Genomic DNA, 21,779 nt, shown 5'->3' with positions numbered 1-21,779 from the left:
AGGCGCTCAGCGCGCCGGCCCTGCGCGCCGCGCCGCCTCGGCGATGCTGGCCGCGTCCACCTGGAAGAACGCGCGCAGCGCCGCGCGCGTGTCGCTGCGGCCGAAGCCGTCGGTGCCCAGGGTGCGGTAGGCGCGGCCCGGCGGCAGCCAGGCGCGCAGCGCCTCGGGCACGGCGCGCACATAGTCGCTCGCGGCCAGCACCGGCCCGGCGGTGCCGGCCAGCACCTGGCCCAACCAAGAGTCGCGCCCCTCGGCCTCGGCGGCCTGCGCCTCGCGCGCGAGTTCGCTCCAGCTCGTGATGCTGCACACGTGCACGCAAAACCCCTGCTGCGCCAGCCGCTCGGCCGCGCCGCGCACCTCGGTGAGGATGGCGCCCGAGCCCAGCAGCGTGAGCGGCGCGCCGTCCACCGGCCCGAAGCGGCCGAAGACGTAGCCGCCCTTCAGCACGCCTTCGCGCGCCGAGGCTGGCAGGTCGGGCTGGGCATAGTTCTGGTTCATCAACGTGAGGTAGTAGAAAACGTCGCGCTGCTCCACCAGCATCTCGCGCAGGCCGGCGTCGACGATGAGCGCCAGCTCGCCCGCGAAGGCCGGGTCGTAGGCCTTGCAGTTGGGAATGGTCGCGGCCACCAGGTGGCTGCTGCCGTCCTGGTGCTGCAGGCCCTCGCCGCCCAGCGTGGTGCGGCCCGAGGTGGCGCCCAGCAGGAAGCCGCGCGCGCGCTGGTCGGCCGCGGCCCAGATGGCGTCGCCCACGCGCTGGAAACCGAACATCGAGTAGTAGATGTAGAAGGGCAGCATGGCCAGGCCGTGCACGCTGTAGCTGGTGGCCGCGGCCGTCCAGCTGGCGATGGCGCCGGCCTCGCTGATGCCCTCCTCCAGGATCTGCCCGTCCAGCGCCTCGCGGTAGCTCAGCACCGAGCCGATGTCCTCCGGCGCGTAGCGCTGGCCCACGCTGCTGTAGATGCCAACCTGCTTGAACAGGTTGGCCATGCCGAAGGTGCGCGCCTCGTCGGCCACGATGGGCACGATGCGCGGACCCAGCGCGCCGTCCTTGAGCAGGTTGCCCAGCAGGCGCACGAAGGCCATGGTGGTGCTCATCTCCTTGCCGCCGGCGTTCAGCGCGAAGCCCGCGTAGGCCTCGGCGGCGGGCACGGGCACCGGCTCGCACGCGGTCTCGCGCCGCGGCAGGGCGCCGCCCAGGGCGGCGCGGCGTTCGCGCAGGTAGCGCAGCTCGGCGCTGTCCTCGGCCGGCTTGTAGAAGGCCAGGCCCGTGGCCTGCTCGTCGCTCAGCGGCAGCGCGAAGCGGTCGCGAAAGGCCAGCAGGTCGTCGGCGTCGAGTTTCTTCTGGCTGTGCGTGGTCATGCGGCCCTGGCCGGCGGCGCCCATGCCGTAGCCCTTCTTGGTGTGCGCCAGGATCACCGTGGGCTGTCCGCGGTGCGCCACGGCGGCGGCGTAGGCGGCGTGGATCTTCACCAGGTCGTGCCCGCCGCGCTTGAGGCGATCGATCTGCTCGTCGCTCAGGCCCTGCACCAGCGCGGCCAGCGCCGGGTTCTGCCCGAAGAAGTTCTCGCGGTTGAAGCGGCCGTCCTTGGCGGCGAAGGTCTGCATCTGGCCATCCACCGTGTCGCCCAGGGCCTGCGCCAGCGCGCCGCCGGGATCGCGCGCGAACAGACCGTCCCAGTCGCTGCCCCACAGCAGCTTGATGACGTTCCAGCCCGCGCCCGCGAACAGGCGCTCCAGCTCGTCGATGATGCGATCGTTGCCGCGCACCGGGCCATCGAGCCGCTGCAGGTTGCAGTTGACCACCCACACCAGGTTGTCGAGCTTCTCGCGCGCGGCCAGGGTGAGCGCGCTCATGCTCTCGGGCTCGTCCATCTCGCCGTCGCCGAACACGCCCCACACGGTGCGCCCACCGGTGTCCAGCAGGCCTCGGTGCTGGAGGTAGCGCATGAAGCGCGCTTGGTAGATCGAGCTGATGGGGCCGATGCCCATGGAGCCCGTGGGGAACTGCCAGAAGTCGGGCATGAGCCAGGGGTGCGGGTAGCTGGACAGGCCCCGCGCACCCTGCCCGGGCGCGACGATCTCCTGGCGGTAGTGCATCAGGTCGCGCTCGCTCAGGCGCCCGTCGAGAAAGGCGCGCGCGTACACGCCGGGCGCGCTGTGCGGCTGGAAGAACACCAGGTCGCCGCCGTGCGATTCGCAGCGCGCGTGAAAGAAGTGGTTGAAGCCGGTCTCGAACAAGTCGGCCGCGCTGGCGTAGCTGGCGATGTGCCCGCCCAGCTCGCCATGGGCCTGGTTGGCGCGCACCACCATGGCCAGGGCGTTCCAGCGCATCAGCGAAGCCAGGCGCTCCTCGATGGCGAGGTCGCCCGGGAACGGGGGCTGCTGCTCGGCCGCGATGGTGTTCACGTAGGGCGTGTTCAGCCGCGGCCGCCAGCCCACGCGCTCGCGCCGCGCCAGCGCCACCAGGCCATCGAGCATCTGGCGCGCGCGCGCGGGGCCCTGCGACTGCAGCAGCGACAGGAAGGCCTCCTGCCATTCGGCGGTTTCCTGCGGGTCCGGGTCCTGGGAGATGAGGTCGTGGGGATTCATGGCGGGGCACTCTAGCCCCGCGGCCCCGGCATGTGCTGCCGAAACGCTCGCCAAAAGCCACCGAAGCAGCAGACAATGCCGTAATTTCAGATATTGACAGCACAAACCACCATGGACGCCCTTGATCGCCGGATCCTTGACGAGCTGCAGCGCGACGGCTCCCTGTCCAACGTGGCCCTGGCCCAGCGCGTGGGCCTCTCGCCCTCGCCTTGTCTGGCGCGCGTGAAGGCGTTGGAGCAGTCGGGCGTGATCCGCCAGTACGTGGCCCTGGCCGACGCCGCGCGCCTGGGCCTGGGGCTCAACGTGTTCATCAGCATCAGCCTGACCACGCAAAGCAAGGAAGCCCTGGCGCGTTTCGAGCAACGCATCGCCGACCTCGACGAGGTGATGGAGTGCTACCTGATGACGGGCGACTCCGACTACCTGCTGCGCGTGGTGGTGCCCGACATCGGCGCGCTGGAGCGCTTCATCCTCGAACGCCTTTCGCCCATGCCCGAGGTGGAAAAGATCCGCTCGGGCTTCGCGCTCAAGCAGGTGCGCTACAAGACCGCGCTGCCGCTGCCGCGCGGTTGAGGCGCTGGCGGCGTGGCGAAGGCCCAGCGCGGGCCTGGCCGGCGCCGCGGCGGGGACGTGGATGGTCGGGTGCGTCACAGGGCAACGGTCGCTGGCTTCCTGTCCCGCGCGGGCACGCCGAGCCGCGTGCTGTGGCCGCTGGTCCCATCCGCGATGGCTCCGTTCGCCAGGCGACTCCTATCATGGGCCGATGCGACCGCTCCTGACCTTCACCCTCCTGCTCGCCACCGCCTGGCTCGCCGGCTGCGAAACCACCCCCACCGTCAATCGCGACAGCCTGCGCGCCCTCCGGTCCAACACCAACGACGCGCAGGTCATCGAACGGCTTCGCACCAGCGACAGCGCCGACTTGCGCGACAACGCCCTGGCCGTCGGCCTGTGGGACCAGCGGCTCGACCTCGCGCGCGCCGCGCTGGCGGCCGGTGCCGGTCCGCGCCGCGTGCTGCCCTACCAGCAACTGGCCCAGTTGCGGCCCGCCGGCGACGGTCCCAGCCCGACGCGCCTGGCCGACGCCCTCTTCCTGCCGCCTCCCACGCTCCGTGAAGACCTCAGCCAGCGCCGGGTGGTCCCGACCCACCTGTTCGCGCGCAACCTCGCGGCGCTGAACCTGCTGCTCGAGCATGGCTTGAAGTTCGCGGACCAGGACGCGCTGGACGAGTCCCTGTACGCGGCGCTGATCGTGGGTCAGGACCCGGCCCTGGCCGACCGCCTGGTGGCCATGGGCGCGCGCATCCGCCTGCGGCCACGCCCCCTGTCCGAACCGCTGCCGCGCATGATCGCCGCCTTCGCCGAGCCTGCCATGCTCCAGGCCGCCCTGCGCCTCGGCCTGGACCCGAACGCGCGCTTCAGTTCCGACCCCGATTGGCGCCTGTCCCGCACCAAGGACGTGCCCTACTACGCCTACCAGGTCGACTACACCATGCTGCACATCCTGGGCCTGCGCGACACCTCGCCCGGCAACCCCGCGCGCGAACGCGACGGCGCCCAGGCGGTGGCCAGCGCACGCCTGCTGGTGGCCGCGGGCGCCGATGTCAACGCCCGCGCCACGCGCGTGCTCAGCGCGGGGCGCGAGTTCGCGCGGCACGACACCACGCCGCTGCACAACGCCTACCTGGGCCAGAACGGCACCGTCAATCAGGCCCTGATCGACTACCTGCTCGAGGCCGGTGCGGACCCGACGGCACGCAACAGCGCGGGCGAGCTGCCGCAGCAGATGACCGGGCAATCCGAGCGCACTCAACAGGAATATGCCCAACTGCTGGCCCAGCGGGAACAGCGGCAGGCGCAACGCACCGCCGCGTCCAGCGAATCGGACAGCGGCTTCTTCGGCCGGGCCATGGCCATCGCCGGCCTGGCCACCGTGGGAGGCATCGCCGCCGGCTCGGGCGCCGACCCGGGACAGCTTGCCCGGATCGTGGGCGGTGGCGTGGCCGATGTCCTCAGCGATGGCCGCGCCGGCGGCATCGCGCAAGCGCAACAACAGACGGCGCCACGCGCCGTGGCCCAGGCGCCCACCGGCCCGGCATTCCAGACCGAGAACCACCGCTTCACCTGCCCGTCGGGGGTGCAAGGCAGCGTGCCCCTGCGCTACCGCACGCCGCAATGCCGCGCCGCGATGATCGACTTCGCCCAGACCTACGCCTGCAACGCCGTCGAGCGCTTCGAGCGGGTTCGGCAGGCCTGCCAGAGCGCCTGCGGCGCGCCCACCTGCGAGCAGCGCTGACGCGGGTCAGCTCCTCGCCAACACCGGCGCCAGCACACGCCCGGTGTGCGTGCCCGCCGCCACCACCGCCTCGGGCGCTGCCGCGGCCACCACGCGGCCGCCGCCCGATCCCCCCTCGGGGCCCAGGTCGATGATCCAGTCCGCTTCGGCCATCACGTCCAGGTCGTGCTCGATCACCACCACGCTGTGGCCACCGTCCACCAGGCGGTGCAGCACGCGGATCAGCTTCTCCACGTCGGCCATGTGCAGGCCCACCGTGGGCTCGTCCAGCACGTAGAGCGTGTGCGGCGCCTTCTGCCCGCGCCGGCCCACTTCGTCGCGCACCTTGCTCAGTTCGGTGACGAGCTTGATGCGCTGCGCCTCGCCGCCCGACAGGGTGGGCGACGGCTGGCCCAGCGTGAGATAGCCCAGGCCCACGTCCTTGAGCAGCTGCAGCGGGTGGGCGATGGCGGGCATGGAGGCGAAGAACTCGACCGCCTCGTCCACCTCCATCTGCAGCACGTCGCCGATGCTCTTGCCTTTCCAGGTGACGGTCAGCGTCTCGGGGTTGAAGCGCGCGCCGTGGCAGGTTTCGCAGGGCACCTTCACGTCGGGCAGGAAGCTCATCTCGATGGTGCGCACGCCCTGACCTTCGCAGCTGGGGCAGCGGCCTTCGCCGGTGTTGAAGCTGAAGCGGCCCGGGCCGTAGCCGCGCGCCTTGGCCTCCAGGGTGTCGGCGAAGAGCTTGCGCACCGTGTCCCAGAAACCGATGTAGGTGGCCGGGCAGGAACGTGGCGTCTTGCCGATGGGCGTCTGGTCCACCTCGAGCACGCGGTCCACCGCCTCGCTGCCGATCAGGCGTTCGCAGCCCGACCAGGCGGGCCGCTCGCCCTTGTCCCAGGCCTTCTTGCCAGCCGCCGTGGCGCGCAGGGACACCGCCGCCGCGACGTTGGTGAGCAGCACGTCGCGCGCGAGCGTGCTCTTGCCGGAACCGCTCACGCCGGTGACCACCACCAGGCGCTTGAGCGGCACCTTCACGTCGAGTGCCTGCAGGTTGTGCAGCGCGGCACCGCGCAGGTCGAGCGCCTCCATGTCCGCCGGCATGGCGCGGCGCGCCTGCAGCGGGTGCTTCATGGCGTGCAGCAGGTAACGGCCCGTCACCGATTCGGGGTTGGCCGACAGGTCCGCCACCGAGCCCTGCGCCACCACCCGCCCGCCGCGCTTGCCGGCGCTGGGGCCGATGTCGATGACGTGGTCGGCTCGGCGGATGGTGTCTTCGTCGTGCTCCACCACCACCAGGGTGTTGCCCTGGTGGCCGAGCTGGTGCAGCGCGTCGAGCAGGATCTGGTTGTCGCGCGGGTGCAGGCCGATGGTGGGCTCGTCGAGCACGTAGCACACGCCCTGCAAATGGCTGCCGAGCTGGGCCGCCAGGCGGATGCGCTGCGCCTCGCCGCCGCTGAGCGTGGGCGCGCCACGGTCCAGGGTGAGGTAGTTCAGACCCACCTGCTCGAGGAAGGCCAGGCGGCTCTCGATCTCGGGCAGCAGGTCGCGCGCGATGTCGGCTTCGCGGCCGCTGAGGTCCTGGCCGTCCATGAGACGGCGCACCCAGGACCGGACCTCGCTCACCGACAGGCGCGCGATGTCGGTGATGGCCACACCACCGAACCGCACGGCGCGCGCCTGCGCATTGAGGCGCGAGCCTTCGCACGTGGGGCAGGCCTCGTCGCCCACGCCCTCCACTTCGGGCTCGGCGAAGCTCTGCTCGCGGCCTTTTTCGTCGGCGTCGCGCACCGAGTCGTCGAGCGCCTTGCGCTGCTCGCGCGAGAGCTTCACCCCTGTGCCCACGCAGTCCGGGCACCAGCCGTGCTTGCTGTTGTAGGAGAACAGGCGCGGGTCCAGCTCGGGGTAGCTGGTGCTGCACACCGGGCAGGCGCGCGCGGTGCTGAACACCTCCACGGCGCCGATGTCGCGCGTGGGTCGGCCCTCGGCGATGGCTTCTTTCAGTCCGTCGAGCGGGTGCAACAGGTGCAGGATGCCCTTGCCGTGCTCCAGCGCCTTCGCCAGTTCGCGGCGCAGCTGCGCCTCGTCGGCCGGGTTCACCACGAAATCCGCCACCGGCAATTCGATGGTGTGTTCCTTGAAGCGGTCGATGCGCGGGAAGCCGGTGGTGGGCAGGAAGTCGCCGTCCACGCGCAGGTGGCTGAAGCCGCGCGGGCGCGCCCAGTCGGCCAGTTCGGTGTACACGCCCTTGCGGTTGACCACCAGCGGCGCCAGCAGGCCCACATGCCGACCCGCGTGCTTGCGCAGGATGGCGGCCGCGATGCTGTCGGCGCTCTGCGGTTTCACGGCCGCGCCGTCGTGCACGCAGTGCTGGGTGCCCAGCTTCACGTAGAGCAGGCGCAGGAAATGCCAGACCTCGGTGGTGGTGCCCACCGTGCTCTTGCGCCCGCCGCGCGACAGGCGCTGCTCGATGGCCACGGTAGGCGGGATGCCGTAGACCGCGTCCACCTCGGGCCGGCCCGCCGGCTGCACGATGCTGCGCGCGTAGGCGTTGAGGCTTTCCAGGTAGCGGCGCTGGCCTTCGTTGAACAGGATGTCGAAGGCCAGCGTGCTCTTGCCCGAACCGCTCACGCCCGAGATGACGTTGAACTTGCCGCGCGGGATGTCCACGCTGAGCTGCTTGAGGTTGTGCTCCTTGGCGTTGACGATGCGGATGGCTTCGTCGCGCGGCGCGCGGCGCGCGGCGGCGCGCGCGCGGTAGGGCGCCGGCGCCTCGCCCACCGCGTGCACCTGGTCCATGGCCGCCGCGTACTCGCGCAGCGCCCGCGCGGTGTGGCTCGTGGGGTGCTCGCGCACCTGCTCGGGCGGGCCCTCGGCCACCACGGCACCGCCGCCGGCGCCGCCCTCGGGGCCGAGGTCGACCAGCCAGTCGGCGGCGCGGATCACGTCCAGGTTGTGCTCGATCACCACCAGCGAATGGCCGGCGTCCAGCAGCTTGCGCAGCGAGCGCATGAGCTTGGCGATGTCGTCGAAGTGCAGGCCGGTGGTGGGCTCGTCGAACAGGAACAGCGTGCCCTTGCGCGACACGGCCTGGCGGCTGGCGCTCGCGGACTTGGCGGCCTCGGCCAGGAAGCCCGCGAGCTTGAGGCGCTGCGCCTCGCCGCCCGAGAGCGTGGGAACGGGCTGTCCCAGCTTCACGTACTCCAGGCCCACGTCCACGATGGGTTGCAGCGCGCGGATCACCTCGCGGTCGTGCGCGAACAGCTGGGCCGCTTCGTTCACCGTGAGCTCCAGCGTGTCGGCCACGCTCAGCATCCGGCCGCCCCGATCGATCTTCACTTCCAGGATTTCGGGCCGGTAGCGCTTGCCGTCGCAATCGGGGCAGCGCAGGTAGACGTCGGAGAGGAACTGCATCTCCACGTGCTCGAAGCCCGAGCCGCCGCAGGTGGGGCAGCGGCCGTCGCCGCTGTTGAAGCTGAACTTGGCCGGCGTGTAGCTGCGCTGGCGCGCCAGCGGCGCGTCGGCGAACAGCGCGCGGATGGCGTCCCAGGCGCCGACGTAGCTCACCGGGTTGGAGCGCGCGGTCTTGCCGATGGGCGACTGGTCGACGAAGACCACGTCGGCCAGCTGCTCGGCGCCGAGCAGGCGGTCGTGCGCGCCGGGCGATTCGGTGCTCTGGCCGAAATGGCGCATGAGCGCGGGCGCCAGCACGTCCTGGATCAGCGTGGACTTGCCCGAGCCCGACACACCGGTGATCACCACCAGGCGCTGCAGGGGGAACTCCACCGACACGTTCTTCAGGTTGTGCTCGCTCGCGCCTTCCAGGATGAGGCGCGGCGTGCTGTCGGTGACGGCGCGCTTGAAACCCATGCCGATGGTCTTGCGCGCGCCCAGGTAGGCGCCGGTGAGCGTATCGGCCGAGCGGATCTGCGCCGGCGTGCCGTCGAACACGATGCGCCCGCCGCGCTCACCCGGGCCCGGGCCCATGTCGATCAGGCGGTCGGCCGCGAGCATGACGGCCGGGTCGTGCTCCACCACCACCAGGGTGTTGCCGGCGTCGCGCAGGCGCTTCATGGCGTCGACGATGCGCGCCATGTCGCGCGGGTGCAGGCCGATGCTGGGCTCGTCGAGCACGAACAGCGTATTGACCAGCGAGGTGCCGAGCGCGGTGGTGAGGTTGATGCGCTGCACCTCGCCGCCGCTGAGCGTGCGGCTTTGCCGGTCCAGCGTGAGGTAGCCGATACCGACCTCGCAGAGGTAGCGGATGCGGGTGTTGATTTCTTCCAGCAGCAGCTTGAGCGCCTGCTGCTCGCCGGTGCTGCCCGCCTGCGCAGGCACGATGGAATCGAAGAAGCGCCGCAAATCCGTCAGCGGCATGAGCATCAGGTCGTGCAGGCACAGGCCGGGCAGCGCCTCCAGCTGCGCGCGCGACCAGGCCACGCCCGCGGGCAGGTAGCGCTGCGACGGCGCCAGCACCGCGTCGGCCTGCGCCGCCGTGCCCACGCGCCAGAGCAGGCTGTCGGTCTTGAGGCGCGCGCCGCGGCACACCGGGCACTCGGTGTAGCTGCGGTACTTGGACAAGAGCACGCGGATGTGCATCTTGTAGGCCTTGCTCTCCAGGTACTCGAAGAAGCGGCCCACGCCGTACCACTGCTGGTTCCACTTGCCGTTCCACTGCGGCGAGCCGTTCTTCACCCAGGCCTGCTGCTCGGGCGTGAGCTTGGCCCAGGGCGTGTCGCGCGGGATGCCCGCCGCCTCGGCGTGGCGCATTAGGTCGTCCTGGCACTCCTTCCAGGCCGGCGTCTGGAACACCTTGATGGCGCCGTTGCGCAGCGTGAGCCTGTCGTTCGGGATCACCAGGCCGTAGTCGACGCCGATCACGCGGCCGAAGCCGCGGCAGCTGTCGCAGGCACCCACCGGCGAGTTGAACGAGAACATGGACGGCGCGGGCTCGCTGTAGCGGATGTCGCTCTCGGGGCAGTGCAGGCCGGTCGAAAACTTCCAGATCTCGGGCTCACCCGCTTCCTTCAAGGCGTACACCGTGAGCCGGCCGCCGCCGCGCTTGAGGCCGGTCTCGATGGCCTCCATCACGCGCGCGGGCTCGGCGCTGGCCACGCGGAAGCGGTCGGCCACCACGTCGAGCAGCTTCACGGCCTCGATCACCGGCTTGGCCTTCTTCGCCCCCTTGGCGGCGGGCGCCTCTTCCTTCGCCTCGCGCTGCACCGTGCGCTCGGCCTGCACGCGGGTGTAGCCGCTGGCCGAGAGCCACTGTTCGATTTCCTCGGGCGTGGTGTTGGCGGGCAATTCCACCGGGAAGGTCAGCACCAGCCGGGGATCCCCCTGCGCTTCGGCGCGCCGCCGCAGTTCGGCCGCGATGGTCTCGGGCGAGTCGTGCCGCACCGGCAGCGCGGTCTCGCGGTCGAACAGCTCGGCGCCGCGCGCGAACAGCAGCTTGAGGTGGTCGTTGAGCTCGGTCATGGTGCCCACGGTCGAGCGCGAGGACCGCACCGGGTTGGTCTGGTCGATGGCGATCGCGGGCGGCACGCCCTCCACGCGGTCCACCGCCGGCTTGTCCATGCGGTCCAGGAATTGCCGCGCGTAGGCGCTGAAGGTCTCGACGTAGCGGCGCTGGCCCTCGGCGAACAGGGTGTCGAACACCAGGCTGGATTTGCCCGAGCCACTGGGCCCGGTCACCACCGTCAGTTCGCCGGTGCGGATGTCCAGGTCCAGGCCCTTGAGGTTGTGCTGGCGCGCGCCGCGGATGCGGATCAGGCCCTCGGCGCCGCCCCCATCGGCCGCCCGTTCATCGGGTTCGGCCGGGGTGGAGAGGTCGGGGCGGCGATCGTCGGACATGCAGGGCTCCTGAGCGGGAAGCGGAAGATTCTAGGGACCGCCCGCGACCGCTGCCGCGCCCTACGTCATTTCCACACTGTCCTTCCGGGGGAGCCTCTGCGCAGACTCGCGCGCCATTACAAATGGTTGTACTTCGACGCCGTGAACGCCCGCGGCGGGGTACACGGCGAGAAGGTCGAACTGATCTCGGTCGACGACAGGTTCGACCCCAAGGTGACGGTGCAGGTCGCGCGCGAGCTGACCCGCCAGCGCGGCGTGCTGGCCCTGTTCCTCAACCGGGGCACACCGCACGCCGAGGCGCTGCTGCCGCTGCTGGCCGAACACAAGGTGCCGCTGGTGGCGCCCGGCACCGGGGCCATGGTGCTGCACCGGCCGGTCAACCCCTGGGTGTTCAATGTGCGCGCCACCTACCAGTGCGAAGCGGCGCCCGCCATGATGGAAGGCTTCGCGGGCGCCAAGGTGGTGGTGGAAGGCCTGCGCCGCGCCGGGCTGGACTTCGCCGACCTGTCCATCATCGACGGCAGCGGGCGCTTCCGGCGCTGAGCCGGGCGCCGCTCCCCGCGGCTCAGCCCTTGACGATCAGCACCGGGATGTGCGCGTGCGTCAGGACCTTCTGCGCGACGCTGCCCAGGATCAGGGCCTTGACCCCCTGGCGGCCGTGCGAGCCCATCACGATCAGGTCGCAGCCCTCGGCCTTGGCGGTTTCCAGGATGCCCTCCCACACCAGGTTGCGCTCGATGGTGTCGCCCGCGAACGGCACGTTCTTCGCGCGGCAGGCGTTGGCCACGCTGTCCAGCGCGTCGCCGGCCACGCGCTTGGCATCGCTCAGGTAGGCCTGCAGGCCCACGGCCGAGGCGTCGCCGATGCCGATGTAGGGGAAGGGGTCGATGACGTAGACGCCCACCACCTGCCCACCCGACTCGCTGGCCATCTGGGCCGCCGTGGCGGCGGCTTGGTGCCCCACCTCGGAGCCGTCGGTGGGAACGAGGATCTTCTTGAACATGCGGGTCTCCTGTGGTCGCGGGTCGATGGCCCATGAGGGGCCAGGGTCGCGGCCCGGGGCTTGAGGCAGGTCAGGCCGACGCCGCCTCGTGCGTCTCGGGCCGCACGTCCACCGCACAGTACTTGAGTTCGGCGATCTTGCCCAGCGGATCGAGCACGGGATTGGTCAGCAGGTTGGCCGCCGCCTCGGCGTAGGCGAAGGGGATGAAGGCCGTGTCGGGCGGCATCGCTTCGTCCACGCGCACCGGCAGGGCGATGGCGCCGCGCCGCGAGCGCACGCGCGCCAGCGCGCCCGCGCGCAGGCCCAAGCGCTCGGCGGTGGCGGGGTTCAGGCTCACCACCGGGCTGGGCTCGATCGCGTCGAGCACCGCGCTGCGCCGCGTCATGCTGCCGGTGTGCCAGTGCTCCAGCTGGCGGCCGGTGATGAGCACCAACGGGTACTCGCCGTCGGGCCGCTCGGCCGGCGGCACCAGCGCGGCGGGCACCAGGCGCGCGCGGCCTTCGGGCATGGGGAAGCCCTCTGTGAAGACCACGGGCTGGCCCGGGTCCTGCTCGTCGCTCACCGGGTAGGTCACCGCGCCATCGCGCCACAGGCGGGGCCACGACAGCCCGGCGATGCTGGGCATGAGCGCGCGCATCTCCTCGTACACGGCGCCGATGCCTTGCGCGCCGTCGCCGGTGCCCGAGCCGTCGGGCGCGATGCCATAGCCCCAGCCCAGGCCCAGGCGGCGGGCCAGCTGCTCGGTGATCCAGGCGTCGGCGCGCGCCTCGCCGGGCGAGGCCACGGCCTTGCGGCCCAGCTGCACGCAGCGATCGGTGTTGGTCACGCTGCCGGTCTTCTCGGGCCAGGCGGTGGCGGGCAGCACCACGTCGGCCAGCGCGGCGGTCTCGGTCAGAAAGATGTCCTGCACCACGAGGTGCTTCAGCCCCGCGAGCGCTGCGCGCGCGTGCGCGGCGTCGGGGTCGCTCATGGCCGGGTTCTCGCCCTGGACCAGCATGGCGCTGATGTCGCCGCGGTAGGCGGCCTCGATGATCTCGACCACCGTGAGCCCGGGCTCGGCGCCCAGGGTGCCGGGCGCCAGGCGCCACAGGGCCTCGGCGCGCTCGCGCGCCGAGGCGTCGTTCACGCGCGCGTAGTCGGGCAGCACCATGGGAATGAGGCCGGCGTCGCTCGCGCCCTGCACGTTGTTCTGGCCGCGCAAGGGGTGCAGGCCGGTGCCGGGCCGGCCGATCTGGCCCGTGATCAGCGAGAGCGCGATCAGCGCGCGCGCGTTCTCGGTGCCGTGCGCGTGCTGGCTCACGCCCATGCCCCAGAGGATCATGGCGCTCTTGGCGCTGGCGAAGGCGCGCGCGACCTCGCGGATCGCCTCGGGGGCGATACCGCAGACCGGCGCCATGGCCTCGGGCGTGAAGGCCGCGACGTGGGCCTGGATGGCGTCGAAGTCGCGCGTGTGCGCGGCGATGTAGGCGGGGTCGGTGAGGCCCTCGGCCACGATCACGTGCAGCATGGCGTTGAGCAGGGCCACGTCGCTGCCGGGCGAGAAGCCCAGGTAGCGCCAGGCGTGGCGCGCCAGCTCGGTGCGCCGCGGATCGGCCAGCACCAGCCGCGTGCCGCGGCGGATGGCGTTCTTGATCCAGGTCGCGCCCACCGGGTGGTTCTGCGCCGGGTTGGCGCCGATCAGCAGCACCAGCTCGGCGTGTTCGACGTCGCGCAGCGGGTTGCTCACCACGCCCGAGCCCAGGCCTTCCATGAGCGCGGCCACGCTGGAGGCGTGGCACAGGCGCGTGCAGTGGTCGACGTTGTGCGTACCGAAGGCCGTGCGCACCAGTTTCTGGAACAGGTAAGCCTCTTCGTTCGTGCCCTTGGCCGAGCCGAAGCCGGCCACCGGGCTGGCGCGGCCGCGCGCGGCGGTGGCGCCCAGCGCGGCGCGAAAGCCCGCGGCCGCGGCATCCAGGGCCTCGTCCCAGCTGGCTTCGCGGAACAGTTCGCGCACCTCCTGCGCGGTCTGGCGCCGTTCGATGGCCGTGGGGTCCTTGGGCGCGTCGGCGCGGCGGATCAGCGGGCGCGTGAGGCGCTCGGGGCTGTGCGCGTAGTCAAAGCCGAAGCGGCCCTTGACGCACAGGCGGCCCTCGTTGGCCGGGCCCGCGATGCCTTCGACGTGCGCGATGCGATCGTTCTCATCGACGTGGTAGCGCAGCTGGCAACCCACGCCGCAGAAGGGACAGACCGAGTCCACCCGCTTGAGCGAGGGCCGGGCGAAGGCGCCGTTGGCCGGCGCGAGGGCGCCCGTGGGGCAGGCCTGCACGCACTCACCGCAGGCCACGCAGGTGCTGGCGCCCATGGGGTCGTTCTGGTCGAACACGATTTGCGCGTGGCCGCCGCGGAAGGCCAGGCCCAGCACGTCGTTGCCCTGGGTCTCGCGGCAGGCGCGGATGCAGCGCGTGCACTGGATGCAAGCGTCGCGGTTCACCGCCATGGCCGGGTGGCTGAGGTCCTGGCCGACGGCCTCGCGCGGCGCGAAGCGGCCGGCGCGCGCGCCGCTCTCGCGCGCCCAGTGCGCGAGTTCGCTGTCGTGCTTGAGCGCGGTGGTGGCCGGCGCGTCGGCCTGCAGCAGCTCGAGCACGGTGCGGCGCGCGTTGGCGGCGCGCGGCGTGTCGCTCCTGACCACCATGCCGGCCGTGGGCGCGCGGCAGCACGAGGGCGCCAGCACGCGCTCGCCGTCGATCTCGACCACGCAGGCGCGGCAGTTGCCGGCCGGGCGCAGACCCTCGCTGGCGCACAGGCGGGGCAGTACCACGCCGGCGCGCTCGGCGGCGTCCAGCAGGCTCTCGCCGGGCGCGGCTTCCACCGCGCGGCCGTCGAGCGTGAAGGCAATGGGCGCCGCGGCGGGCGGCAGATCGCGGGTGCTCACAGGCCCACCTCCTTCGCGAAGAACCGGCGCACGCTGTCCACCGGGTTGGGCGCGGCCTGGCCCAGGCCGCAGATGCTGGCCTCGCGCATCACGGCCGAGAGTTCGTCCATGCGCTCGGCGTCCCAGCGCGGCGCCTGCATCAGGCGCACCAGCTGGCCGGTGCCCGCGCGGCAGGGGGTGCACTGGCCGCAGGACTCCATCTCGAAGAAGCGCATGAGGTTGAGCGCGGCGTCGCGCACGCTGTCGTGCTGGCCCATCACCACCACGGCCATGGAGCCGACGAAGGCGCCGTGCTCGGCCAGGGTGTCGAAGTCCAGCGGCACGTCGGCCAGCGCGGCGGGCAGGATGCCGCCCGAGGCGCCGCCTGGCAGGTAGGCGTGCAGCTCATGGCCGGCCTGCATGCCGCCCGCGAACTCGTCGACCAGCTCGCGCAGCGTGATGCCCGCCGGCGCCAGGTGCACGCCGGGCGTGTTCACCCGGCCCGACACCGAGAAGCGCCGCAGGCCGTGGCGCCCGCGCCGGCCCAGCGCGGCCCAGGCCGCCCCGCCCTGCGCCAGCAGCGCGGGCACCCACCACAGGGTCTCCAGGTTGTGCGCCAGCGTGGGCCGGCCGAACACGCCGTTCAGCGCTACGATGGGCGGCTTCAGGCGCGGCAGGCCGCGCCGGCCTTCGATGGACTCGATGAGCGCGGACTCCTCGCCGCAGATATAGGCGCCCGCGCCGCGCCGCAGCTCGATGCGCGGCGGCCGGTAGTGCGGGAAGCGCTCGCGCAGGGCCTGCAGGCGCGGCGCCAGCGCCTCGATCTCGCGCTGCAGCATCGGCCGCAGGTCGTGGTACTCGTCGCGCAGGTAGAGCCAGACGTGGTCCAGGCCCACCACCTCGGCCGCGACCAGCACGCCCTCCAGCACCTGCGGCGCGCCCATGCTGAGCACCAGCCAGTCCTTGAAGGTGCCGACCTCGCCCTCGTCGATGTTGACCACGCCGTGGCGCGGGCCGGGCTGCGCGCGCACCGTGTCCCATTTGCGCCAGGCCGGGAAGCCCGCGCCGCCCAGGCCGCGCAGGTTGGCGGCCTTGAGTTCGGCGATCACGCCCTCGGGCGTGAGGTCGCCCGCCAGCAGGCGCCCCAGCTGCGCCAGGTCGTTGGGCAGCGGGTGTGGCAGCTGGCGCGGCCCGGTTTCGCCGCGCGCCACGTGGTCCACGATGGACTCGGCCGTGGCCTTGGGCAGTTGCCGCTGGCCGGCGCAGGCGGCCGGGGCCTGGTGGCACTGGCCGATGCAGGGGGCTTCCTCCACCGCCACGTCGGCGCGGCCCGCCAAGGCCTCGCGCGCGCGGGCCAGCAGGTCCTCGCCACCGGCCATGGCGCAGGCCAGGCTGGTGCACACGCGCACCGTGGTGGCGGGCGCGGCGGCCTCGTCGTCGACGACGTGGAAGTGGTGGTAGAAGCTCGCGACCTCGTAGACCTCGACCTGGCTCAGGCGCAGGCGCTCGGCGAGCGCGGCGAGCTGGCCCCGGCGCAGGGCGCCCTCGGCGTCGTTGAGGCGGTGCAGGTGCTCGATCAGCAGATCGGGACGCGGCTCCAGGCCGGCACACAGAGCGGCCACGCGTTCGCGCGCGGCGGGCGCCACCTGGCGGCCTTTGGGGGTGCGGCGCGCAGCCCCACGCGCCTGCCGGTCCAGCGGGCGGATGGGGATGACCGCGCGGGTGTCGTGGGGCGGGTTCATCGTGCCGGCAGGCTAGCACCATGCACGGCACTTAATATGTTTTCGGCTGCCTATATGGACGCCGGTCGGCCCCGGCTCAGGACCCGGGGATGTCGTCGGTGTTCGTCCGGGGGGTGTCGGGCGCGGCGTCCCGGCCTCTGGACGAGGCCAGCAGCGACTGGGTCCGAAGGCGCTGCGCCTCTCGCACCTGCGGCGGCATCTGTACCGTGACCTGCGGGGGCGGTGCCTGCAACAGCCCCAGGTGACGCGCGCCCTGGCGCACCTGGGAGGCGAGCGCGGACGCCAGGTAGGCCAGCGCCACCAGCAGGCCGTCGGGGTTCCTGGGGTTGAAGCCGTCGCGCGGGGCCATCGCGGAGGCCCTGGGGTCGGTGGTTCTCAGGTAGCTCAGCTCCCGGCCGCGCAAGGCGCCGAGAAACCCGTTCAGCACCACCGCCACCCACTTGAAGAACAGCGCCAGCTCGTGCTGCCCCAGGTGGGCCGCCAGCGCCGACGCGGTGTTGAACGGGTCCTGCAGGCCGACGATGTCGCTGCGTCCGGCGATGTGGTCGGCCATGTGCGCGGGCACGGCCGCCGGTGGCAGGGGCACGCCGGGCTGCAGCAGGAAGTCGTCGTCGCCCAGCCCCAGGGCGCCTTTCAGCCAGGACACGAACCGGGCCGACAGGATGGCGATGTCGGGATTGAAGCCGTCCACCATTTCGTTCAGCGTCGACGGCAGCGTCTTCATCAGCTCGCGCAACAGCAGGTCGCCGGTGGAGCGCGGCGCGCCCCACCCGGCCATCTGTTCATCGAGGTGCCTGCCGAGGAAGAAGAGGAAGCCGATCGAGCTGCCCATGTAGAGGGCGTCGCGGCCGCAGTTCACGAAGAAGGTCAGCTGGGCGGGCAGGCCCGCGCCGCGCGCGTCGGTCAGGCGGAACAGGCGCGCCAGGGGCTGCGTGCCGCTCTGCATGACCTGCCGCAGCGCGCGCATGGCGTTCATGAGGTACAGCGCCTCGCCGAGGCCGAAGGGAACCTGGAGGCCGTTCGCCGCCGGCAGGATGCCTGTGCACAGCAGCAGCCCCGACAGGCACACCGTGTTCAGCACGGGGACGTACCGGATCAGGTTGTCCAGGATCGGGCTGGGGTTCAGCTGGTAGTCCGGCGACTTGGCGTGTTCGAGGTGGTACCGGGCCCACAACGACAGGACCCCGCAGACCCCACCCAGCAGCGGAAGGCTCCAGCCGCCCATGTAGTGCGCGCCCAGGCGCACCGCGAACATGGCCAATCCGTGCGCGCCGCCTTCGCGCACGCCGTTGGAGGCCACCCCCAGCGCGCGCAGCAGGATGGCGGGCGCGCTCATGGGCGGGTTGCGGCCGGCGTCGTTGCGCTCGGAATAGACCAGCTCGGACAGCAGGCGCCGCACCAGCAGGTACTTGTCGCGCCCGTCCGGGTCCGTGCTGGATTGCGCGATCTTCAACAGCGCGAGTTCCACGCGCTTGGGGGGCAGCGCCATCGCGCAGAGCAGGTGGTCGCACTGCTCGCCCGGGGTGAACTCGACGGCCTGCCCATCGGGGCCTGTCCGGGTGGTGGGCGGGTCCGACAGCCACGCCTGAACCTTGTGCAGGTCTTGATCAACCAGGGGCGCGTGTTCGCGCCAGCGGCTCAGCAGCTGCTGGTGGTGGTCCAGGGTCTGCGCCGACGCGTCCGGCCGGGCCGCACGGGGGTAGAAGATGTTCAACCGCTGGGGCGTTCTGGCCTTGTGGTAGGGCAAGGCAATGCAGAGCAGGCTGTGCTCGTGCTCGGCCATCAGGATCGCGGCGGCGCGCCGGATCAAGACGCGCTGGGTGTCGTCGAACGCTACCGCTTCCGCCAGCGCGGCCATCAGCGCCAGCGCGACGTTCGCGTCCAGGCCCAGGCGGTGGCGCAGCACCGCCAGCAGCGCATGCCCCGATGTCGACGCCGCCAACGCCGCCCTCACCGAGTCGAGCCACAGGGCCTCGGCGTGCTCGCGGTCCGTCTTGACGCCCAGCGCGTGCTGGTAATGCTCCAGGGCCCGGCCCAGTTCGGCCCGCTGGCGCGAGGGCTCGGGGTGGCGCTGGTACAGCAGGATCCACAGTTCCCGCACCCACTCCTCGGCCCCGATGCCCACGGGCACGGCGGGTGGCACCGCCAGGGCCCGGGCCTGGGTCGACACCAGCCGGTACCAGTCGCGCACGCGCTTCAGTGGCTGGTCACCGGGGTGCGCGCCCCGGAGCAAGGCCGCGAGCAGCCGGTCTTCTTCCTTCACCTCGACGCTCTGCCGCATGGCCTCGATGAGGGCGGCGATCCGGCGGCCGTCGGCGTCGCCGATCGTGTGCATGTCCAGGAGCTCGCACAGGCTGAGTTCGACTTGATCGAGCGCCCTGAGCCGATCGATCCCCTCCAGCGGGCCCACCGAATCCCGGACATCGCTCAGGTCCGCGCCCTCCCGGTGGTCGAGCAGCAGGTGGACCACGTGCCGCGCCTGCCGGTCGGACAGCGGCGCCTGGCGCGCCGGCCATGGCGGGCGGCGGGCCTCAACGACCGGCTCGGCGATGGGCTCGGCGATGGGCTCGGCGGTCGCCTCGGCGTCGGCGGTGGCCTCGTGCAGCAAGGGCTCGAACAGGTTGTTGAACGCCTTCAGCTCGTGGCGCCGGGCCCGCAGGCTCTCCTGCCCCACCCGCAGCACTTGCACGACGGCGTCGTACAGCGCCGGCCCCCTCAATGGCCCGAACAGGCTGCCGCGCGGGTCCTGGGGGTCCCACTGACCGGTCCAGTAGCTGTCGAAGACCGCCTGGGGATCGAACACCGCGCCGCCCAGCAGCTCGTCCACCGACTGGACGACGCTGGGCTTCAGCGGTGACGCCTGCGCAGGGTCACCGCCCCGCTGTGCGCCCTGGCCGCCCGGCCGGTCTCGGAGCGTGCCGACCGGCGCCGAGGCCGAGCGATGCAGGGGGAGCGCCGTGGACGGCCGGGATGCGAAAGGGTTCATGGGGAGACCAGCGGGTCAATGGAAAGGGAGGCCACGGGACTCGCGTCGGCCCGCGCGGCGCATCAGGACCAGGCCTCGGGAAACAGCAGGCCTCGGCGCCACCGCTCGGCCTGACTGGCCAGGTGACGCAGGCGCACGCGGAACGCCGCTTCCGCGCCTTCGGCCAAACAGAGTTCGTCCGTCAGGCACACGGCGTCGGCGCCGGCCTCCAGGCCGAGCACCGCGCCGCGGCCCCGCAAGGCGATGAGCAGATTGCCCTGCAGCAGGCTCAGCAGCATCGGCAGCGGATCGGGTCCGGGCAGCGGCCCCAGCACGCAGACCACGCGCGCGTGGTCGGGCCGGTTCTCCAGGTCGTGCTGCAGCAGCACCGTCTCGGTCCCCACCTTGCACTGGGCGGCGAGCAGCGACCCGGGGTCCTGCGACGGGTTCAGCGCGACGTCGAGCTCGACCGGGTACCAGGCGCAGCGCATGGCCGCCAGCCAATCCACCAGGTGGCGGCGCGGGTCGTGCGTGGCGAAGCGAAACATCGGTGGTGGGGTTGGCATGGGCGAGCGCCCTCCTGCCGGCCGGGCCGGCGCCGAAGCACATAGGGAACACAGGCCGGCTGGGGCGCACAGGGCCCGAGCCGCTCAGGCGCGCAGGCCGGCGCTCAAGCCGTCGGCCAGGGGCGCGGCGCCCAGCAGGTGGTCTTCCCGCCAGCGCCGCGCCATGTGCGCCAGGCCGGTCATGGTGGCCACCAGCAGGCGCGCGCTCGCGGTGGCCAATGGCACCACGTGCAGCAGGTGCAGGCGGCGATCGCCCGGCTCATAGCCGGCCACGGTGCCCGAGCCGGCCGTGAGCTGGCTCACGCGCAGCAACTGGCGCAGCGCGGCCTCGGCCAGGGCGGTGCCTTCGGGCACGGGCCCGAGCGGGCAGGCCACCGTGAGGCTGGCCGGCGCCTGCCGCGGATCGCAGAGCAGCGTCACGGGCATCGAGGCGATCTCGAAATCGAAGAGAAACGGCCCCTCGCCCCGTGGCAGGGCGAGGGGCCGGTCGGCGGGCAGTTCCTCGGACAGCGCGTTCAACAAGCGCTCGAGCAATTCGGGGGCTGGGGGTTCGGTCATGCGGGGCGTCCTGTGTGTTGCCGAAACGCTCACGAGGCCCATCCATCCCATCCTCGCGAACGCCTGAACGTCATTCATGCAAAAGGCGGACCTTAGGTATCCACTTGGCCGATGCTGGTTCTCTACCAATTCATCACGTCAGGAAACGGACAGGGCCCAGCCACCGCACCGCTCGATCGGCCAGCGCGCGGCCGCTCGCTTAATATGTCCGGCCATTCACATAGCCACCGCACCATGGCCGCCCGCCCCCCGTCCGCACCGCTGCGCGTGAGCCTGCAACCCCGCTGGCGCGTGGGCCGCGCGGACGATGCCCCGCTCGACGCCACCCCCCTGCTCGAACTGCTGGCCACGGTGCAGGCCACCGGCAGCATCGCCCAGGCCGGGCGCGAGGCCGGGCTGTCCTACCGCCACGCCTGGGGCCTGCTGCGCCAGGCCGAGGCCCTGTTCGGCGAACCGCTGCTGCTGCGCGGGCGCGGACGCGGCTCGGCCTTGACCGGGCTCGGCGAGAAGCTGGTGTGGGCCGACGCGCGCATCGGCGCGCGGCTGCAGCCGCTGCTGGAGTCCCTGGCCTCGGAGCTCGAAGGCGAGCTGGGCCGCGTGCGGCCGCACGCCCTCGCGGTGGCGCGCCTGCACGCCAGTCACGGCTTCGCGGTGGCCGCGCTGCGCGAGCAGCTGGCGGCGCGCCAGGTGCCGGTGGAGCTGCGCTACCGCTCCAGCCTGGAGGCCGTGGCCGCGCTGGCGCACGGCGAGTGCGACCTGGCCGGCTTTCATGTGCCGCTGGGTGAATTCGAAGCGGCGGCCGCGCAGCGCTACCTGGCCTGGCTGCGGCCCGAGCAGCACCGCCTGGTGCACCTGGCCGTGCGCACGCAGGGCCTGTTCGTGGCGCCCGGCAACCCGCTGGGCCTGCGCGGCCTGCAAGACCTCGCGCGGCCCGGCCTGCGCTTCGTGAACCGGCCCGAAGGCTCGGGCACGCGCGTGCTGATCGAGCTGCTGCTGCAGCGCCAGGGCATCGCGCCGCGCGCGCTGCTGGGCTACGACAACACCGAGTTCACGCACGCGGCCGTGGCCGCCTACGTGGCCAGCGGCATGGCCGACGCCGGCATCGGCGTGCAGACGGCGGCGCACCGCTTCGGCCTGCACTTCATCCCGCTGCTGCGCGAGCGCTACTTCTTCGCGGTGCCGGCCGACGCCTCGCAGCGCCCCGGCCTGCGACCGGTGCTGGCGGTGCTGCGCTCGCCGGCGTTTCGCGCGCGGGTGGCGGCGCTCAAGGGCTACGAGGCGGCGCAGACCGGCCGCGTGCTGACGCTGGCCGAGGCCTTCGGCGGCTGAGCCGCCTTG

At 72.3% G+C, this 21,779-nt stretch carries 12 protein-coding genes; 4 read left to right on the top strand and 8 right to left on the bottom strand.

Annotation, left to right across the window (positions count from 1 at the left end; translation table 11 throughout):
- Window positions 1-6 precede the first annotated feature (6 nt).
- Window positions 7-2,589 carry an alpha-ketoglutarate dehydrogenase gene (gene mdeB, locus SOM08_RS02405; RefSeq protein ID WP_322469989.1) on the bottom strand — a complete coding sequence of 861 codons (2,583 nt, stop codon included), beginning with the start codon at window positions 2,587-2,589 and terminating at the stop codon, window positions 7-9.
- 111 nt (window positions 2,590-2,700) lie between these two features.
- Here mdeB and SOM08_RS02400 point away from each other — a divergent pair, with 111 nt between their 5' ends.
- Together SOM08_RS02400 and SOM08_RS02395 are read left to right on the top strand one after the other, a co-directional pair.
- A complete protein-coding gene (locus SOM08_RS02400) occupies window positions 2,701-3,162 on the top strand; it encodes an Lrp/AsnC family transcriptional regulator (RefSeq protein ID WP_116958639.1) in 462 nt (153 codons plus the stop codon).
- A 190-nt stretch (window positions 3,163-3,352) separates the two neighbouring features.
- Entirely contained in the window at window positions 3,353-4,885 is a 1,533-nt protein-coding gene (locus SOM08_RS02395; RefSeq protein WP_116958638.1) for a hypothetical protein, read from the top strand.
- Window positions 4,886-4,891: 6 nt separating this feature from the next.
- Here the strand turns inward: SOM08_RS02395 and uvrA are convergent, their stop codons facing one another.
- Window positions 4,892-10,717, bottom strand: a complete 5,826-nt coding sequence (gene uvrA, locus SOM08_RS02390) for an excinuclease ABC subunit UvrA (RefSeq protein ID WP_245980908.1) — start codon at window positions 10,715-10,717, stop codon at window positions 4,892-4,894.
- A 141-nt stretch (window positions 10,718-10,858) separates the two neighbouring features.
- Between uvrA and SOM08_RS02385 the strand changes: the two genes are divergently transcribed.
- Complete coding sequence (locus SOM08_RS02385; protein WP_322469988.1) at window positions 10,859-11,260, top strand: ABC transporter substrate-binding protein; 402 nt, start codon at window positions 10,859-10,861, stop codon at window positions 11,258-11,260.
- A 22-nt stretch (window positions 11,261-11,282) separates the two neighbouring features.
- Here SOM08_RS02385 and SOM08_RS02380 read toward each other — a convergent pair whose 3' ends face one another.
- The 6 genes from SOM08_RS02380 to SOM08_RS02355 form a co-directional block, all read right to left on the bottom strand.
- Complete coding sequence (locus SOM08_RS02380; protein WP_070400405.1) at window positions 11,283-11,720, bottom strand: universal stress protein; 438 nt, start codon at window positions 11,718-11,720, stop codon at window positions 11,283-11,285.
- Window positions 11,721-11,790: 70 nt separating this feature from the next.
- Window positions 11,791-14,631 (bottom strand): molybdopterin-dependent oxidoreductase, encoded by a 2,841-nt coding sequence (locus tag SOM08_RS02375; RefSeq protein WP_322469987.1) that lies wholly within the window; start codon window positions 14,629-14,631, stop codon window positions 11,791-11,793.
- A complete protein-coding gene (locus SOM08_RS02370; RefSeq protein WP_322469986.1) occupies window positions 14,628-16,352 on the bottom strand; it encodes an NADH-ubiquinone oxidoreductase-F iron-sulfur binding region domain-containing protein in 1,725 nt (574 codons plus the stop codon). The genes SOM08_RS02375 and SOM08_RS02370 overlap by 4 nt, the downstream gene beginning before the upstream one ends.
- Window positions 16,353-16,428: 76 nt before the next feature.
- Complete coding sequence (locus SOM08_RS02365) at window positions 16,429-19,338, bottom strand: hypothetical protein (protein WP_322469985.1); 2,910 nt, start codon at window positions 19,336-19,338, stop codon at window positions 16,429-16,431.
- Window positions 19,339-19,400: 62 nt separating this feature from the next.
- The gene (locus SOM08_RS02360) at window positions 19,401-19,883 is read right to left on the bottom strand and encodes a hypothetical protein (RefSeq protein ID WP_322469984.1); all 483 of its coding nucleotides are present in this window, start codon (window positions 19,881-19,883) and stop codon (window positions 19,401-19,403) included.
- A gap of 84 nt (window positions 19,884-19,967) precedes the next feature.
- Complete coding sequence (locus tag SOM08_RS02355; RefSeq protein ID WP_116958633.1) at window positions 19,968-20,441, bottom strand: hypothetical protein; 474 nt, start codon at window positions 20,439-20,441, stop codon at window positions 19,968-19,970.
- Between the two features lie 234 nt (window positions 20,442-20,675).
- On the opposite strand from SOM08_RS02355, the gene SOM08_RS02350 reads away from it, so the two are divergent.
- Window positions 20,676-21,770, top strand: a complete 1,095-nt coding sequence (locus SOM08_RS02350) for a substrate-binding domain-containing protein (RefSeq protein ID WP_322469983.1) — start codon at window positions 20,676-20,678, stop codon at window positions 21,768-21,770.
- The last annotated feature ends 9 nt before the right edge of the window (window positions 21,771-21,779 follow it).

Source organism: Hydrogenophaga sp. SNF1 (assembly GCF_034421675.1).
Classification (GTDB): domain Bacteria; phylum Pseudomonadota; class Gammaproteobacteria; order Burkholderiales; family Burkholderiaceae_C; genus Hydrogenophaga; species Hydrogenophaga borbori.
Note: the sequence above shows the minus strand (reverse complement) of the source record. Positions and strands in the feature narration are given on the sequence as shown.

Bases quoted from the DNA above. Each gene is read 5' to 3' on its own strand.
- mdeB (WP_322469989.1), bottom strand. From the start codon at position 2,589: ATGAATCCCCACGACCTCATCTCCCAGGACCCGGACCCGCAGGAAACC.
- SOM08_RS02400 (WP_116958639.1), top strand. From the start codon at position 2,701: ATGGACGCCCTTGATCGCCGGATCCTTGACGAGCTGCAGCGCGACGGC.
- SOM08_RS02395 (WP_116958638.1), top strand. From the start codon at position 3,353: ATGCGACCGCTCCTGACCTTCACCCTCCTGCTCGCCACCGCCTGGCTC.
- uvrA (WP_245980908.1), bottom strand. From the start codon at position 10,717: ATGTCCGACGATCGCCGCCCCGACCTCTCCACCCCGGCCGAACCCGAT.
- SOM08_RS02380 (WP_070400405.1), bottom strand. From the start codon at position 11,720: ATGTTCAAGAAGATCCTCGTTCCCACCGACGGCTCCGAGGTGGGGCAC.
- SOM08_RS02370 (WP_322469986.1), bottom strand. From the start codon at position 16,352: ATGAACCCGCCCCACGACACCCGCGCGGTCATCCCCATCCGCCCGCTG.
- SOM08_RS02365 (WP_322469985.1), bottom strand. From the start codon at position 19,338: ATGAACCCTTTCGCATCCCGGCCGTCCACGGCGCTCCCCCTGCATCGC.
- SOM08_RS02360 (WP_322469984.1), bottom strand. From the start codon at position 19,883: ATGCCAACCCCACCACCGATGTTTCGCTTCGCCACGCACGACCCGCGC.
- SOM08_RS02355 (WP_116958633.1), bottom strand. From the start codon at position 20,441: ATGACCGAACCCCCAGCCCCCGAATTGCTCGAGCGCTTGTTGAACGCG.
- SOM08_RS02350 (WP_322469983.1), top strand. From the start codon at position 20,676: ATGGCCGCCCGCCCCCCGTCCGCACCGCTGCGCGTGAGCCTGCAACCC.